General features: G+C 67.7%; 14 protein-coding genes. 6 read left to right on the plus strand and 8 right to left on the minus strand.

What is annotated here, in order from left to right:
- Positions 1–53: 53 nt before the first annotated feature.
- Both groL and groES read right to left on the minus strand, forming a co-directional pair.
- Positions 54–1,697, minus strand: a complete 1,644-nt coding sequence (gene groL / locus ABDW31_RS20300; RefSeq protein ID WP_184722753.1) for a chaperonin GroEL — start codon at positions 1,695–1,697, stop codon at positions 54–56.
- A gap of 60 nt (positions 1,698–1,757) precedes the next feature.
- Complete coding sequence (gene groES, locus ABDW31_RS20305; protein ID WP_172270611.1) at positions 1,758–2,048, minus strand: co-chaperone GroES; 291 nt, start codon at positions 2,046–2,048, stop codon at positions 1,758–1,760.
- A gap of 177 nt (positions 2,049–2,225) precedes the next feature.
- Here groES and ABDW31_RS20310 point away from each other — a divergent pair, with 177 nt between their 5' ends.
- Together ABDW31_RS20310 and ABDW31_RS20315 are read left to right on the plus strand one after the other, a co-directional pair.
- Positions 2,226–2,636 (plus strand): VOC family protein, encoded by a 411-nt coding sequence (locus tag ABDW31_RS20310; RefSeq protein ID WP_184722749.1) that lies wholly within the window; start codon positions 2,226–2,228, stop codon positions 2,634–2,636.
- 8 nt (positions 2,637–2,644) lie between these two features.
- Entirely contained in the window at positions 2,645–3,070 is a 426-nt protein-coding gene (locus ABDW31_RS20315; protein WP_184722746.1) for a DUF4345 family protein, read from the plus strand.
- Here the strand turns inward: ABDW31_RS20315 and ABDW31_RS20320 are convergent.
- The gene (locus ABDW31_RS20320) at positions 3,067–3,579 is read right to left on the minus strand and encodes a methylated-DNA--[protein]-cysteine S-methyltransferase (RefSeq protein ID WP_184722743.1); all 513 of its coding nucleotides are present in this window, start codon (positions 3,577–3,579) and stop codon (positions 3,067–3,069) included. The two genes, ABDW31_RS20315 and ABDW31_RS20320, sit on opposite strands and share 4 nt — an antisense overlap.
- Before the next feature lie 169 nt (positions 3,580–3,748).
- Complete coding sequence (locus ABDW31_RS20325) at positions 3,749–5,056, minus strand: acyl-CoA dehydrogenase family protein (RefSeq protein WP_184722740.1); 1,308 nt, start codon at positions 5,054–5,056, stop codon at positions 3,749–3,751.
- 156 nt (positions 5,057–5,212) lie between these two features.
- Between ABDW31_RS20325 and ABDW31_RS20330 the strand changes: the two genes are divergently transcribed.
- Together ABDW31_RS20330 and ABDW31_RS20335 are read left to right on the plus strand one after the other, a co-directional pair.
- Positions 5,213–5,809 (plus strand): GNAT family protein, encoded by a 597-nt coding sequence (locus tag ABDW31_RS20330; protein ID WP_184722737.1) that lies wholly within the window; start codon positions 5,213–5,215, stop codon positions 5,807–5,809.
- 65 nt (positions 5,810–5,874) lie between these two features.
- Positions 5,875–7,086, plus strand: coding sequence for a hypothetical protein (locus ABDW31_RS20335; protein ID WP_184722734.1), 1,212 nt, complete (start codon positions 5,875–5,877; stop codon positions 7,084–7,086).
- Positions 7,087–7,089: 3 nt separating this feature from the next.
- Here ABDW31_RS20335 and mutL read toward each other — a convergent pair whose 3' ends face one another.
- Positions 7,090–9,003, minus strand: a complete 1,914-nt coding sequence (gene mutL / locus ABDW31_RS20340) for a DNA mismatch repair endonuclease MutL (protein ID WP_184722731.1) — start codon at positions 9,001–9,003, stop codon at positions 7,090–7,092.
- Between the two features lie 140 nt (positions 9,004–9,143).
- On the opposite strand from mutL, the gene ABDW31_RS20345 reads away from it, so the two are divergent.
- Both ABDW31_RS20345 and ABDW31_RS20350 read left to right on the plus strand, forming a co-directional pair.
- Positions 9,144–10,115 (plus strand): TraB/GumN family protein, encoded by a 972-nt coding sequence (locus ABDW31_RS20345; RefSeq protein ID WP_184722729.1) that lies wholly within the window; start codon positions 9,144–9,146, stop codon positions 10,113–10,115.
- 61 nt (positions 10,116–10,176) lie between these two features.
- Positions 10,177–11,121, plus strand: coding sequence for a TraB/GumN family protein (locus tag ABDW31_RS20350; RefSeq protein ID WP_184722727.1), 945 nt, complete (start codon positions 10,177–10,179; stop codon positions 11,119–11,121).
- A 64-nt stretch (positions 11,122–11,185) separates the two neighbouring features.
- On the opposite strand, the gene ABDW31_RS20355 is transcribed toward ABDW31_RS20350, so the two are convergent.
- From ABDW31_RS20355 to ileS, 3 genes are all read right to left on the minus strand, one after another.
- Positions 11,186–11,755 (minus strand): DUF3035 domain-containing protein, encoded by a 570-nt coding sequence (locus ABDW31_RS20355; protein ID WP_184722724.1) that lies wholly within the window; start codon positions 11,753–11,755, stop codon positions 11,186–11,188.
- A 112-nt stretch (positions 11,756–11,867) separates the two neighbouring features.
- Complete coding sequence (gene lspA / locus ABDW31_RS20360; RefSeq protein WP_184722721.1) at positions 11,868–12,368, minus strand: signal peptidase II; 501 nt, start codon at positions 12,366–12,368, stop codon at positions 11,868–11,870.
- A gap of 34 nt (positions 12,369–12,402) precedes the next feature.
- Positions 12,403–15,312, minus strand: a complete 2,910-nt coding sequence (gene ileS / locus ABDW31_RS20365) for an isoleucine--tRNA ligase (RefSeq protein WP_184722718.1) — start codon at positions 15,310–15,312, stop codon at positions 12,403–12,405.
- Between the last annotated feature and the right edge of the window lie 130 nt (positions 15,313–15,442).

Here is a 15,442-nt window from a genome sequence, read left to right on the forward strand (position 1 = left end):
CGGAGCCTCGCGGCCCCGCCCTCGTTCTTTTCAGCGTAGGCTGACCGGACTTCTTAGAAGTCCATGTCGCCCATGCCGCCCGGCATGCCGCCGCCGGCCGGAGCGCCGCCACCCTTCTTGGGGGCTTCGACGATCGCGGCTTCCGTGGTGATCAGCAGGCCGGCCACCGAAGCGGCGTTCTGCAGGGCGGTGCGAACCACCTTGGCCGGGTCGATGACGCCGTCCACCACCAGGTCGACATACTGTTCGCTCTGGGCGTTGAAGCCGAACGCGCTGCTGTCGTTTTCCAGGATCTTGCCGACCACGATCGAGCCTTCGACGCCGGCGTTTTCGGCGATCTGACGGATCGGAGCCTGCAGGGCGCGACGGACGATGGCGATGCCAGCCGTCTGGTCGTCGTTGTCGCCGGTCACGCCAGCAAGGGCCTTCGAGGCCTTCAGCAGAGCCGTGCCGCCGCCCGGGACGATGCCTTCATCGGCGGCCGCGCGGGTCGCGTTCAGGGCGTCGTCGACGCGGTCCTTCTTTTCCTTCACTTCGACTTCGGTCGAGCCGCCGACGCGGATGACCGCAACGCCGCCGGCCAGCTTGGCCAGACGCTCTTGCAGCTTTTCCTTGTCGTAGTCCGACGTGGTGTCTTCGATCTGGCGCTTGATCTGGGCGATACGGGCTTCGATCGCTTCCTTCTCGCCAATGCCGTCCACGATCGTGGTGTCGTCCTTGGTGATCGAAATCTTCTTGGCGCGGCCCAGCATGTCCAGCGAGACGTTCTCGAGCTTGATGCCGAGGTCTTCGCTGACGACTTGAGCGCCGGTCAGGATGGCGATGTCTTCCAGCATGGCCTTGCGGCGGTCGCCGAAGCCCGGAGCCTTGACGGCGGCGACGCGCAGGCCGCCACGCAGCTTGTTGACGACCAGCGTGGCCAGGGCCTCGCCTTCGACGTCTTCAGCGATGATGACCAGCGGGCGGCCCGACTGGACGACGGCTTCCAGCACCGGCAGCAGCGGCTGCAGCGACGACAGCTTCTTTTCGAACAGGAGGATCAGCGGCTCTTCCAGCTGAACTTCCATCTTGTCGGCGTTGGTGATGAAGTACGGCGACAGGTAGCCGCGGTCGAACTGCATGCCTTCGACGACGTCGAGTTCGGTCTCGGCGGTCTTGGCTTCTTCGACGGTGATGACGCCTTCGTTGCCGACCTTGTCCATGGCCTTGGCGATCATCTCGCCAACTTCCTTGTCGCCGTTGGCCGAGATGGTGCCGACCTGAGCGATTTCAGCGTTGGTCGTGACCTTCTTCGACGACGACTTGATGTCCTCGACGGCGATCAGGACGGCCTTGTCGATGCCGCGCTTCAGGTCCATCGGGTTCATGCCGGCGGCGACCGACTTGAGGCCTTCCTGGACGATGGCTTGGGCCAGGACCGTGGCGGTCGTGGTGCCGTCGCCGGCCTTGTCGTTGGTCTTGCTGGCGACTTCGCGGATCATCTGCGCGCCGAGGTTCTCGAACTTATCCGACAGTTCGATTTCCTTGGCGACCGAGACGCCGTCCTTGGTGGTGCGCGGGGCGCCGAACGACTTTTCGATGACGACGTTGCGGCCCTTGGGGCCCAGGGTCACCTTCACGGCGTTGGCGAGAACGTTGACGCCGCGCAGCATCTTGTCGCGCGCGTCCGAGCCGAAATAAACGTCTTTAGCGGCCATGTTGGGCGCCTTTCTGAACTTGGAATTTCTGAGGAAGAAAGCTGTCGGAAGTGGGAGGGATTAGCCCTCGACCACGCCCAGGACGTCGCTTTCCTTCATGATCAGGAGGTCCTGACCGTCGACCTTCACTTCCGTGCCCGACCACTTGCCGAACAGGATGCGGTCGCCAGCCTTGACGTCCAGAGCGACGACGTCGCCCTTGTCGTTACGCGCGCCGGGGCCGACGGCGACGACTTCGCCTTCCTGCGGCTTTTCCTTGGCGGTGTCGGGGATGATGATCCCGCCCTTGGTCTTGGTTTCTTCTTCGACGCGCTTCACGAGGACGCGGTCGCCCAGGGGACGAAACTTCATGGTGTTCTCCGTCGGAACGGTTTCAAATAAAGGCTTCGCTGGTCCGGGGGAGCGTTGCTGTTAGCAGTCGCTCCCATCGAGTGCCAACGTCGGGCGTGAGTTAGGCAGGCCCCCCGGGGGAGTCAAGAACGCCAGCCGCGAACTTTTCGCGAAGGGTTAATGGAGGAGCCGCTTTCGATGATCGACCATATGGGCGTGACGGTGCGTGATCTCCAGGCGGCGAAGGCGTTTTATGACGCCGCCTTCGCCGCCCTGGGCATCGGGGTGGTGATGAGCGTGACGGCCGAAGAGACCGGAAGCTCGGCCTTTCTGGGCTATGGTCCGACGCAGGATCGGCGCGACATCCAGGCCGGCAAGCCCAGCTTCTGGATCTCGCAGGGCGACACAATCACAGGGCCGATGCACGTGGCGTTCCTGGCCGCCGACCGCGCCCAGGTCGACGCCTTCCACGCCGCGGCCCTGGCGGCGGGCGGAACCGACAATGGGGCGCCGGGCGTGCGGCCTCATTATCATCCCAACTATTATGCGGCTTTCGTGCTTGACCCCGACGGCCGCAACGTCGAGGCCGTCTGTCACAAGCCTGCCTGAGGTCGCTGATGTCGAGCTATGTCCTGTCGCTGTTCCTGGCGGTCCTGGCCTGCGTGATCGGCGGGGTGCTGGGCGGGATGATCCTGGCGCGGCCGCAGGTGATGCTGGACCTGGCGGGGCTGGCTGATGAGACCACCCCGAAGCCGCCGCTGTTCGCCGAGGGGCGGGCGCTGGGCGGGGTGCTGATCGCCTCGCATGGCATAGCGGCGCTCTATCTGGGCTATCAGCCGCGCATCGGGGCGGCCATGGCCCTGGCCCTGGCGGTGGCCTGGCTGGGGGCGGCCCTGGGGCGGGCGGTCTCGCTGGCCTTTGACGGTTCGGGCGGCAAGTTCAACGCCGGCGCCATGGTGTTCAACGCCCTGATCGGCGTCACCCTGAGCCTGCCGTTCTTCAACATCGGCCAGGTCGTGCTGCACGGGGCGCGGCTGGTCTAAAGCGCGCCCTCATGGGTGAGCAGCCAGCGTTTGCGGTCGATGCCGCCGCCATAGCCGGTGAGCGCGCCGTTCATGCCGATCACCCGGTGGCAAGGCGCGACCAGGCTTAGCGGATTGGCGCCATTGGCGGCTCCGGCGGCGCGAACCGAGCCGGGCCGTCCGACCCGGCGAGCCAGCTCGGAATAGGTGATGGTCTGGCCGGCCGGGATCGAGCCTAGAGCCGTCCACACGGCGGTCTGGAAGTCCGTGCCGTTGGTGTCCCAGGTCAGGGCGGACAGCGCGTCGGTCTGGCCCTCGAAATAGGCCGCCAGCGCCGTGCGGGTGGCGGCAGGCACCGCGCCCGGCTCGGGACGCAGCGGCCCGTAGTGGATCTTCAGCAGCCGATCCAGCCGATGCTCGTAGTCATGAAAGTCGACCGCCCGCAGCAGGCCGGTCTCGTCGGTGACGACCAGCAACTCGCCGATCGGCGAGGGCAGGCGGTCCAGAAGAAGGCGGGCGGGACGAGACATAGGGCGGTTATGGCTGATGCGCGACGCGTCGTCCGCCCGGAAGTTGCGGCTCACTGGCCCCCACCTGACCGCTTCGCGGTCGTCCGCCCCCGGAGGGGGCAGACGCCGACCCGTCTTCACCCTTCGGGGAGGAGGGCCGCAGGCCCGGAGGGGGCGAGTGAGGGCTAGATCACCGAATCCCCGGCACGTGCAGGGCGGCTTCTTTTTCGGCCTTCTGCTTGAAGACCAGGTCGCCGTACTTGCCGTACTCCATGCGGGCGATCGTGCGCTGGTGAACCTCGTCCGGGCCGTCGGCCAGGCGCAGGGTGCGGATGCCGGCATAGGCCTTGGCGAGGCCGAAGTCGGTGGTCACGCCGCCGCCGCCGTGGGCCTGGATGGCGTCGTCGATGATCTTCAAAGCGAGGCGCGGGGCCGCGACCTTGATCATGGCGATCTCCAGACGGGCCGACTTGTTGCCGGCCTTGTCCATCATGTCGGCGGCCTTCAGGCACAGCAGGCGGCACATCTCGATGTCGATGCGAGCGTCGGCGACGCGCTCCTCCCACACCGAGTGGTCCGAGACGTACTTGCCGAAGGCCTTCCGGCTCATCAGGCGCTTGCACATCTTCTCCAGCGCGACTTCCGCCGTGCCGATGGTGCGCATGCAGTGGTGGATGCGGCCGGGGCCGAGGCGCCCCTGGGCGATCTCGAAGCCGCGGCCTTCGCCCAGCAGCAGGGCGTCCTCGATCGGCACGCGCACGTCCTTGAGGATGACCTCGGCGTGGCCGTGCGGGGCGTCGTCATAGCCGAACACCGGCAGCATGCGGACGATCTCGATGCCCGGCGCGTCCAGCGGCACCAGGACCTGGCTCTGCTGTTGGTGGCGGCTGGCGTTGTCGGGATCGGTCTTGCCCATGACGATGGCGACCTTGCAGCGCGGATCGCCCACGCCCGAGGACCACCACTTGCGGCCGTTGATCACGTAATGATCGCCGTCGCGCTCGATGCGGGTCTCGATATTGGTGGCGTCCGAGCTGGCCACGGCCGGCTCGGTCATCAGGAAGGCCGAACGGATCTCGCCGTTCATCAGTGGGCGCAGCCACTTTTCCTTCTGCGCCAGCGTGCCGTAGCGCATCAGCACTTCCATGTTGCCGGTGTCGGGCGCCGAGCAGTTGAAGACTTCCGAGGCGAAGCCGATCTTGCCCAGCTGTTCGGCGATGAGGCTGTATTCCAGGTTGGTCAGCTGGACGCCTTCGAACTGGAACGTGTCGTCGACATGGGTCTGGCCGCTGTGCGGCGGCATGAAGAAGTTCCACAGCCCGGCCGCCTTGGCCTTGGCCTTCAGTTCCTCGACGACCTGGACGACCTTCCAGCGCTCGGCGCCGAGGACGTTCATTTCGGCCTCGTATCGCGGCACGGCCGGGACGATGTGCTCGTCCATGAAGGCGGTGACGCGATCCAGGAAGCTGCGTTGCGTGGGGGAGATGTCGAAGTCCATGGCGTTCCCTCTTCCCGCTTCTTTGTATCAAACAGTTGTTTGAAGTGGTTGTAGCACCGCCGTGACGCGCCGGGCAAGCGGGCTGACGCGCTTAAGGCGCGTGAAATCGATCACCGCGGGTTGCCACCGCGCGACGCCTGTCCGAAAACTAGCGTCATGCTGACCTTGACCGTTGAAGCCCTGCAGGGCCGCTACGTGCGGCTGGAACCCATCACCGTCGATCACCGCGACGAGCTGAAAGCCGCTGTCGACTGCGATCCCGAGAGCTGGGAGATCATGTCGGTCAACGGCTGCGGCGAGGGCTTCGACGACTTCTGGGGCGCGCTGCAGGGCGAGACCGATCGCGGCGAGCGTATCGGTTTCGTGATCCGCCGCCTGTCGGACGGCAAGGTGATCGGCACCTCCAGCTATCTGAACATCCGCCGGCTGCACGGCGGGCTGGAGATCGGCTCGACCTTCCTGAACCCCGAGGCGCGCTCGGGTCCGGTCAATCCGGAGAGCAAGCGCCTGCTGCTGGGCCACGCCTTCGACAAGGCCGGCGCCATCCGCGTCGAGTTCAACATCGACGTCCGTAACGCCCGCAGCCAGGCCGCCGTCCAGAAACTGGGCGCCAGCAAGGAGGGCGTGCTGCGCAATCACAAGGTCACCTGGACCGGCCACATCCGCGACACGGCGGTGTTCTCGATCACCGACTACGACTGGCCGGCCGTCCGCGAGCGGCTGGAGTTCCGCCTCAGCGAGACTTTTGTCTGAATAAAACGTCGCAGTCGCAACGGTTGTAAGGATTCGCCAATCATGGGGCTGTAGTTTCAGGCCTCATGACCGCCATTGCGTGCCTGCGTATCCTGTTCAACGCCGACGGCGAGAGCCAGCCGGGCGAAGTCCCGCGTGACAAGGCTCAAGCCGTCGCCGACGCGTTCCTCAAGGCCCACTGGCCGCCGCCGCGCAAATGCGGCGCCGTGGCCCCCCTGGCCTTTGTGCTTGCCGACAACCGGGTCCAGACCCTGGATCCCGCCGAGATGCAGGCCCTGGCGGCCGAGCTTGAAAACGTCCTGTTCCCCGGCCGCAAGAGCGGCCAGATCTGCCTGATGACCTTCGAGGGCGACGAGCGGGCGGTGCTGAAGTTCGCCAGCCTGACCCAGGAAGAGCTGGCCGGCCTGATCGCCGGCGACGGCTATGGCGGGGCCGCCGGCCGTGTTCACGTGATCACCGCCGAAGCCATCCATGCCGTTCCCAGCACTCACGAGGAAGCCCGCGCCGTGAAGGCCGCCGCCGCCTCGCGCCCGCCCCCGGCCAAGCCTGCGCCGGTCGCCAAGGCTGCGCCGCCGCCGCCTCCGCCGTCGCAGACCGGTTGGTGGGGCGTCCATGACCTGATCCAGGGCGTCTTCGTCGGCTCGGCCATTGGCCTGCGCGCCGACCTGACCGACTTGCCGCCCGAAGACGACGACAAGCTGCTCAAACGCGACCTGCTGTGCCTGACCGATGCGCAAGGGGTGCTGAAGACCTCGCCGTTCGGCGAGATTCACGCGCCGTTCGGCTTCTGGAACCTCAACACGCCCAGCGCCCAGGACTCCTATAAGAGCCGGCTGTCGCGCTATCCGCTGGACCAGCGCGAGCGTCTGTGCGCCACCATCTACGGCACGCCGCGCGAAGCCTCGATCGGCATGCTGCAGCAGATGCGGATGTTCCTGAAGGGCAGCTTCGCCCTGATGGACCTGCAGGTCACCGACCCGACCTTCCCGATCCACGGTCTGCCGCACGAGCTGCTGGACAGCGTCACCCTGGTGCTGACCGGCGACAACGATCGCGACCGCCTGTCGGAAATCCTCAAGTTCGTTGAGCGCAAGGGCGCCTATGCCGGCAAGGGCGTGGTCCAGGCCGTGGCCGGCGTCGGTTCGGCCATCGAGCTGGAAGCCTGCCGCGCGGGCGGCGTCGCCCGCGTCGCCGGCCCCGCCATCACCGCCCTGCTGGACAAGCCTATCGCGGCGGCCGAAGGCGCGCCGGTCGCCTTCGCTCACGAGGCGGCGTAAGGCCTAGCGTCGCCCGAACAGCTTCTCGATGTCCGACAGCTTCAGCTCGACATAGGTCGGGCGGCCGTGGTTGCACTGGCCTGAGTGGGGCGTGGCTTCCATCTCGCGCAGCAAGGCGTTCATCTCGACGCCGTTCAGGCGGCGGCCGGCGCGGACGCTGCCGTGGCAGGCCATGGTCGAGCAGACCTCTTCCAGCCGTTCCTTCAGCGCCAGGGCCTGACCGTTCTCGGCCAGGTCGTCGGCGATATCGCGGATCAGGGCGCCGGCGTCAGTCTTGCCCAGCAGGGCGGGCGTCTCGCGCACCAGCACCGCGCCGGGGCCGAAGCTCTCGATGACCAGGCCCAGGCTGGCCAGTTCCTCGGAGCGGGCGATGACGCGTTCGGCCTCGGCCGGATCCAGGTCGACCACCTCGGGCAGCAGCAGGGTCTGGCGGGCGACGCCGCCGGCGGCCATCTCGCCCTTCATGCGCTCATAAACGAGGCGCTCGTGGGCGGCGTGCTGGTCGACGATGACCATGCCGTCGCGGGTCTGGGAGACGATATAGGTCTCGTGCACCTGGGCCCGGGCCGCGCCCAGCGGGAAGTCGATCGGATCGAACGGCGCGGCGTGGGCGTAATCCTGGGCCGGGCGCTCCTCGAACGCCACCGACGAGTAGGCCTCGCGCACCACCTCGGCGAGCTCACCACCGAAGCTCGGTTCGACGCGCGCCGAAACCTCATTCAGGCCTGGCAGGTCCATGGGCCGCTGGGTCGGCGGCGTCCATCCGCCTTCGCGCCAGGCCGAGAAGCCGGCGGGGGAGGGGCCCGGCTGGTAATGGCTGGGCTGATAGCCGGGGAACGGGCTCTGCTGGGCGCGGATGCTGTCCAGGGCCTGGTTGGCGACGGTGGTCGAGGCGCGGTGGCCGGCCCCGGCCAGGGCGTGGCGCAGGGCCCCGACGATCAGGCCGCGCACCAGGGCCGGATCGCGGAAGCGGACCTCGGCCTTGGCGGGGTGGACGTTGACGTCGACCTCGGTCGGCTCGAGCGTCACGTACAGGGCCGCGGTCGGGTGACGGTCCCGAGCCAGGAAATCCGCATAGGCCGCGCGCAGGGCGCCGGTCAGCAGGCGGTCGCGCACCGGCCGGCCATTGACGAACAGGTACTGGTGGGCGGCGTTGCCGCGGTTGTAGGTCGGCAGGCCTGCAAAGCCCGACAGCCGCACGCCGTCGCGGGTCTGGTCGATCTCCAGGGCGTTGTCCTGGAAGTCGCGGCCCAGTACGGCGGCCAGGCGCGCCAGACGGCCTTGCGGGCCTGGATGCTCGGCCGGCAGGCGCAGGATCTTGCGGCCGTCGATGTCCAGCGAGAAGCCGACGCTTTCGTTGGCCATGGCCTGGCGCTTGATCTCGTCGGTGATCGCCAGCGCCTCGGCGCGCTCGGACTTCATGAACTTCAGGCGCGCGGGCGTGGCGTAGAAGAGGTCGCGCACCTCGATCCGTGCGCCATGCGGGCCGGGGAAGGCGGCGGGGGCGACATCGCCGACCTGACCGCCCTCGACCAGGATCGAGAAGGCGTCCTTCTCACCCCTGGCGCGCGAGGAGATCTGCAGCCGCGCCACCGAGCCGATCGACGGCAGGGCCTCGCCCCGGAAGCCCATGGTGTGGATGCGCAGCAGGTCCCACAGGCCGTCCTCGTCGGGGGCCAGCTTGGAGGTGGCGTGACGCTCGATGGCGACTGGCAGTTCCTCGGCCGACAGGCCCATGCCGTCGTCGGCCACCAGGATGCGGGTCAGGCCCCCGCCGTGAGCCTCGACCTCGATCCGCGTGGCGCCGGCGTCGATGGCGTTGTCGACCAGCTCCTTGATGGCGCTGGCCGGGCGCTCGACCACCTCGCCGGCGGCGATGCGGTTGACGGTCTCGGGCGGCAGGCGGCGGATGGGCATCAAGCGGACTTTCACGAGGCAGGCCGACCCGGCGGATCGACATTGCAACTCCTTAAGTTGACCGGGCGAACCGCGATCGGCCAACGACAAGGGGAGCGACATCCTAGCTCGATTCCGCCGCCGTTCGAGGAAGACACATAGTGACGCCGACCCGTTTCGCCGCTGCCGGCCTGGCGCTTTCGTTGCTGCTCGCGGGTTCGGCCCAGGCTCAGGCGCCCGTAGAGCTCACTCGCGTCGACCCCAACGCCAACTTGGTCGAGGAGCTGATCGTCAACGCCCGCCTGCCGGGGCCGGCCTGGTGGAAGGTCAGCGACGCCGACACCACGGTCTATGTCCTGGGCGTGCCGGCCATGGTGCCGTCCAGCACCCGGGCCGACGAGTCGGTGCTGCGCCGCCGCCTGGACGGGGCCAATGTCCTGATCATGGGCCAGGAGGCCGATGTCGGCGTGCTGCGCCTGGTCGCCCTGGCGATGGGCGGCCGCAAGCTGTTCGTGATGGACAAGCCGATGCGCCAGACCCTGCCGGCCGACCTGCGCGAGCGGTTGGAGGCGCGGTTGAAGGTGATGAAGGAGCGGCCGGAGGCCATGGACGACGTCAAGCCCGCCTTCGCCGGCTTCCTGGTCGCCAACAGCCAGGACGGCAGCGTCTCGATCAGCGTGGGCGGCGTCACCGAGCGTATCCGCGACATCGCCAAGAGCCGTGACCTGAAACAGCGCCCGCGGATCCAGAACCTGCCCGACTACAGCCTGGTCGACGCGATCAAGGCCTTGGCGGGCGCGCCCAAGCCGCTTCAGGAGCTGTGCCTGGACGCGGGCCTGCGTCAGGCCGAGAGCGGTCAGGGCGGCGTCAAGGCTATGGCCCAGCGCTGGGCCGAGGGGCAGGTGCGCGATGTGGTCGCAGCCGACCGCGGCTTCCAGAGGTGCCTTGACTCCACGCCGTCGATCGCCCGCGAGCTGCGCGAGGGCCGCGACGATGCCGTGGACGCCATCGCCAAGGCGCTGAAGACGCCGGGCAAGGCCGTGGCGGTGATCGAGCTGCGCTCGCTGCTGGCTCAGGACGGGGTGCTGGACCGCTTGCGCGCCCAGGGCTTCACCGTAACTGCGCCTGAATAAGGTCAAGCTTACGCCGCATCGCGCCGCCAAGGTCGCACGTGATCACAGGGGGATATCCGAGATGCGTGCGACCTTGACCGGTCTGGTCCTGATGCTGGGCGCCGCCGCGAGCGCGGCCCAGGCCCAGGTCATCGATGATCCTCAGGCCAATGTAGTCGAGGCTCTGGTGGTCAGCGCCAGGCTGCCGGGCCCGGCCTGGTGGCGAGTGTCGGATGCCGACACGACGATCTACATCCTGGGGACGCCCGGCGCTCTGCCCAAGGGCATGGCCTGGGATACGTCGGTGCTGGACCGTCGCCTGGACGGCGCCTTTGCGGTGGTGACCGCTGCGGCCTGGCGGGCTGGCGTCACCGACATTCCGGCCCTGCTGAAGTTGCGCAAGGCCATGAAAGGCGACGAGGCCTGGGCCCGGCGCGCGCCAGAGCTTGCGACGCGCACAGAGCGCGCCTGGGCGGCGGTCGATCGCAAGGATCCCGACGGCTGGAAGGACTGGAAGCCGGTGATGATCGCCCTGCAGTTGGGTGGCAAGGCGATGGAACGATCGGATCTGCAGGCCGCCGAACCGGCGAAGACCGTGCGGAAACTGGCCAGCAAGCATCGCGTGAAGGTGCGCCCAGCGGAGGTCCACAAGGCCATGCCGATGCTGAAATCCATCGCGCGCCAGCACAGTGACGAGGCCGGCCTGACCTGCCTGACCGAAAGCCTGGACGCCATTGACGCCGGACCTGGCGCGCAGCGCGCAGCCGCCCAGGCTTGGGCGGTCGGGCAGGTGCGGGCGTCCCTGGCTGCGCCGCGTAGCGCCGAGCGGTGCGAACTGTTGCTGCCGGGCGTGGCCGATGCGCGCCGCCAGTCGGTGGACGACGAGGTCGAGGCCCTAATCGCCTTACTGAAGACGCCCGGCCATGCGGTGGCGCTCTATCCGATCCGAGGCCTGGTCGCCGAGGGCGGGGTGCTGGAAAAGCTGCGGGCGCGCGGGATCACGGTGCGCACGCCGGGTGACGGGTAAAAAACGAAAACGGCCCGGAAGCATCGCTTCCGGGCCGTTCGATTGTCTTGTCGCGTGAAGAGGCCTAGAGGCCCGGCAGCTTGATGCCGCCCTTCTTTTCGCGGCTGATGACCACGCCGTTCGAGCCGACCAGCTTCTTCAGGCGCGCTTCCTCGGCGGCGGCGTCGACTTCCAGCGGGGCGTTGGCGCCGGCCTGGGCGGCGGCGGTCACGTCCGTCTTCGACTGGCCCTTCTTCCAGAACATCACCTTGCTGGCGAAGCTCTCGTCCTTGTGGGCCAGATCGCCGTTCTCATCGTCGACGACGAAGCGGATCAGCGGGTCGGCGCGGTCGGCGCCGGCGCGGGCGACCAGAACCTTCTCGCCTTCCGAACGGCCGGCAGCGTTGCTCTGGCCGATCAGGGCGGCGCGGGCGGCGCTTTCAGGCTGCAGTTCCTGCGGGCGCGGCTGGCCGGGCGCCGGCGGGCGCAGGGCGTAGTCGGGCGGAACGACCAGCGGGGCCTTGCTGACGACGCGGAATTCGTCGGGCACGACCTTGTTCATGCCCAGAGCCTTCTGGGTCGAGGTGCAGCCAGCCAGGCCGATCGCGGCCACGGCGGTCAGGGCGCTCACGGTCGCGACCCGATTGAAACTCATGAAACCATGCTCCAGCAGGCCGACCCCCGGCCCAGAAATTCGGACGCTCTCGATACGACATCATCGCGCGGGCGCCAATGTCTCACGCGATTACGGCGTCATTCAGCCCAGTCTATTCGGTTTGATGGGACAGCTTCTTCTCTTCGGACCAGAAGCTGTCGATCAGCAGCAGGGCCACACCGATCGAAATGCCCGAGTCGGCGACGTTGAACACCCAGGGGAAATAGAGCCGCGAGACGTCGATGAAGTCGACGACGTAGCCGTACTGCACCCGGTCGATCAGGTTGTTGCCGATCGCCCCGCCAATGATCATGCCGATGCCTAGGGCCGGCAGCAGCTTGGTCGCCTTGCGCGCCCAGATGGCCAGGCCGATCACGACCAGAATCGAAAAGCCGATCAGTAGCCAGCGGCCCCAGTCGCTGTTCTTCAGCAGGCCAAAGCTCATGCCGTAGTTATGCACCATGGTCAGGTGCAGCGGGCCCAGCAGCGGCAGGGTCGAGCCCTGCTCGCGGCTCAGCACCGACAGCACCCAGAGCTTGGAGATCTGGTCCAGCACTACGGTGGCGGCGGCGACGGCGTAGGCGGTCCAGCCCAGGCGAGTGATCGATTTCATCTGCTTAAGCTCAACCGTCCTACGCTTCCAATCGCTAGCCGCGCTGCGCATCCCAGTACGCTACAGCTTCGGCGTCGCGAAGGCTAAGCTCCGGATAGCGGGCATCGGTTCCCACCTCCGGCAGGATCCGCCACGAACGGGCGCACTTGGCGCCCTCGGCCAGCTTCGGGTCCACCGACACGCTCTTGACCTCGTCGATCCGGAACGCGCCCGCATCGCTCGACACCAGCGTGGCGGCCGACGTGCGGAACACCTCGGCGGCGTCCAGGCCGTCGAAGGCGGCCAGCAGGTCGGCGTCGGCGACGTGGACGACCGGAGCCGCTTCCAGGGCCGAACCGATGCGCTTTTCGCGGCGCTCGACTTCCAGGGCGCCGGTCACGACCGACATCACGGTCTCGACCTTGGCCCAGCGGGCGGCCTCGACGTCGTTCTTCCAGGCGTCCGGCGTGGCCGGGATCACCCGCAGGCTGTTGGAGCCGGCGTCGGGGAAGCGCGTCATCCACGCCTCTTCCATGGTGAAGCTGGTCAGCGGCGACAGCCAGATGGTCAGGCGCTCGAAGACATAGTCCAGCACCGTGCGATAGGCGCGGCGGCGTAGGGCGTTGGGCGCGTCGCAGTACAGGCTGTCCTTGCGGATGTCGAAGAACAGGGTCGACAGGTCGCCCTGGCAGAACTCGATCAGCGGCCGGACCACGTCGCTGAAGCGATACGCTTCGTAGGCGGCGCGGACGTCGCGATCCAGCTCCCACAGGCGGTGCAGGATGTACTTCTCCAGCGGCGGGAAGTCGGCGTAGTCGGTGACCCGCTCTTCCTCGGTGAAACCGGCCAGGGCGCCCAGTAGGTAGCGCGTGGTGTTGCGCAGCTTGCGATAGGCGTCGGTCGTGGTGGCCAGGATCGTCTTGCCGATCCGCTGGTCTTCCGAATAGTCGACCATCGCCGCCCACAGACGCAGGATCTCGGCGCCGCTTTCCTTGGTGATGGTCTGCGGCTCGACGGTGTTGCCCTTGGACTTGGACATCTTCTCGCCGTTCTCGTCCTGGGTGAACCCGTGGGTGAGAACCGCCTTGTAGGGCGCGCGGCCGCGGGTGCCGGAGCCTTCGAGAAGCGACGACTGGAACCAGCCGCGGTGCTGGTCCGAGCCTTCCAGATAGAGGTCGGCCGGCCAGGCGCTGTCGGTGCGGCCTTCGATCGTGAAGGCGTGGGTGCAGCCCGAGTCGAACCACACATCCAGGATGTCGGTGATCTTCTCGTACTGGGCCGGATCGTGCACGCCCAGGAACTCGGCGTCGGGGGTCGTGAACCAGGCGTCGGCGCCGCCCTCGCGGATGGCGTCCAGGATGCGGCCGTTGACGGCCGGGTCGTTCAGCGGATGGCCGGTGTGCTTGTCCACGAACATCGCCAGAGGCGTGCCCCAGTTGCGCTGGCGGCTGACCAGCCAGTCGGGACGCGTCTCGACCATCGAGCCGATGCGGTTGCGGCCCGCTTCCGGGTGGAAGGCGGTGTCGGCGATGGCCTGCACGGCGACTTCGCGCAGGGTCTTGCCGCCCAGGCTGTCGACGGCGTGGTCCATGCGGATGAACCACTGCGGAGTGTTGCGGAAGATCACCGGGGCCTTCGAGCGCCAGCTGTGCGGATAGCTGTGCTCGACGCGGCCGCGCGCCAGCAGGTTTCCGGCCTCAATCAATTTGTCCATGACCGCGCCGTTGGCGGCCCCGAACTTGCCAGCCTTCTTGCCCTCGGTCTCGATGACCTGCAGGCCGCCGAACAGCGGCACGTGGGCGTAGTAGGCGCCGTCCGGATCGACGGTGTCGGGGATCTCGCGATGACCGTGGGCCAGCCAGACATTGTAGTCGTCGGCACCGTGGCCCGGAGCGGTGTGGACGAAGCCCGTACCGGCGTCGTCAGTCACGTGGTCGCCGGCCAGCAGCGGCACGGCGAAGCCGTAGTGGCTGTCCAGGTCCGCCAGCGGATGGGCCAGGACCATGCCTTCGCAGTCGACGTTCTCGATCTTCTCGAACGATGCGACCTTGGCGGCCTTGAAGACCTCTTCGGCCAGCTTCTCGGCCACGATCAGGCGATCGCCGACGGCCGACCAGGGGGCAAACTCCAGGCCTTCCTCCAGCGCCTTCACCTCGAAAACGGCGTAGGGGATGTCGGGGTTGTACGAGACCGCGCGGTTGGCCGGGATGGTCCACGGCGTGGTGGTCCAGATCACCAGCTTGGCGCCGACGGCGGCGTCCGAGCCCTCGACGACCGGGAACTTCACCCAGATCGTGGGCGAGACGTGGTCGTGATACTCGATCTCGGCGTCGGCCAGGGCCGTGCGCTCGACCGGGCTCCACATCACCGGCTTGGAGCCGCGATAGAGCTGGCCGGTGGCCAGGAACTTGTGGAACTCGGCGACGATCGTGGCTTCCGAGGTGAAGTCCATGGTGGCGTAGCGGTTCCACCAGTCGCCCAGCACGCCCAGGCGCTGGAACTCGGTCTTCTGGGCCTCGACCCAGCCGCCGGCATAGGCGCGGCATTCGCGGCGGAATTCCTCGGCCGGGACCTCGTCCTTGCGGCGGCCCTTGGCGCGGAATTGCTCCTCGATCTTCCACTCGATCGGCAGGCCGTGGCAGTCCCAGCCGGGCACGTAGTCGACGTCGTAGCCGAGGGCGAAGCGCGAGCGAACCACGAAGTCCTTCAGCGTCTTGTTCAGGGCGTGGCCGATGTGGATGGCGCCATTGGCGTAGGGCGGGCCGTCGTGCAGCACGTACAGCGGCGCGCCGTCAGCTTGTCTCTTCGCGCGGATGGCGCCGTACAGGCCCTTGTCGGAGAGGGCGGCCCAGCCCTCCAGGATCTCGGGTTCCTTCTTGGGCAGGCCCCCGCGCATCGGGAACGGGGTGTCGGGAAGGAAGACGGTCTCGCGATAGTCGCGGGCGGTCGTGGCGTCGTCGGCCATGGCTTTAGGTGTCCGGCTTTAGAAAGGTGTCGGAAGAGGGCGGGAAAACCCGGCGCGCGCTGGAGGATCGTCCGGCGGCGTCACGCCGGGCGGATAATTCGCGAAATCTTCCGAACGAAATTCATGGCCA

This window comes from Caulobacter sp. (assembly GCF_039596335.1).
Lineage (GTDB): Bacteria > Pseudomonadota > Alphaproteobacteria > Caulobacterales > Caulobacteraceae > Caulobacter.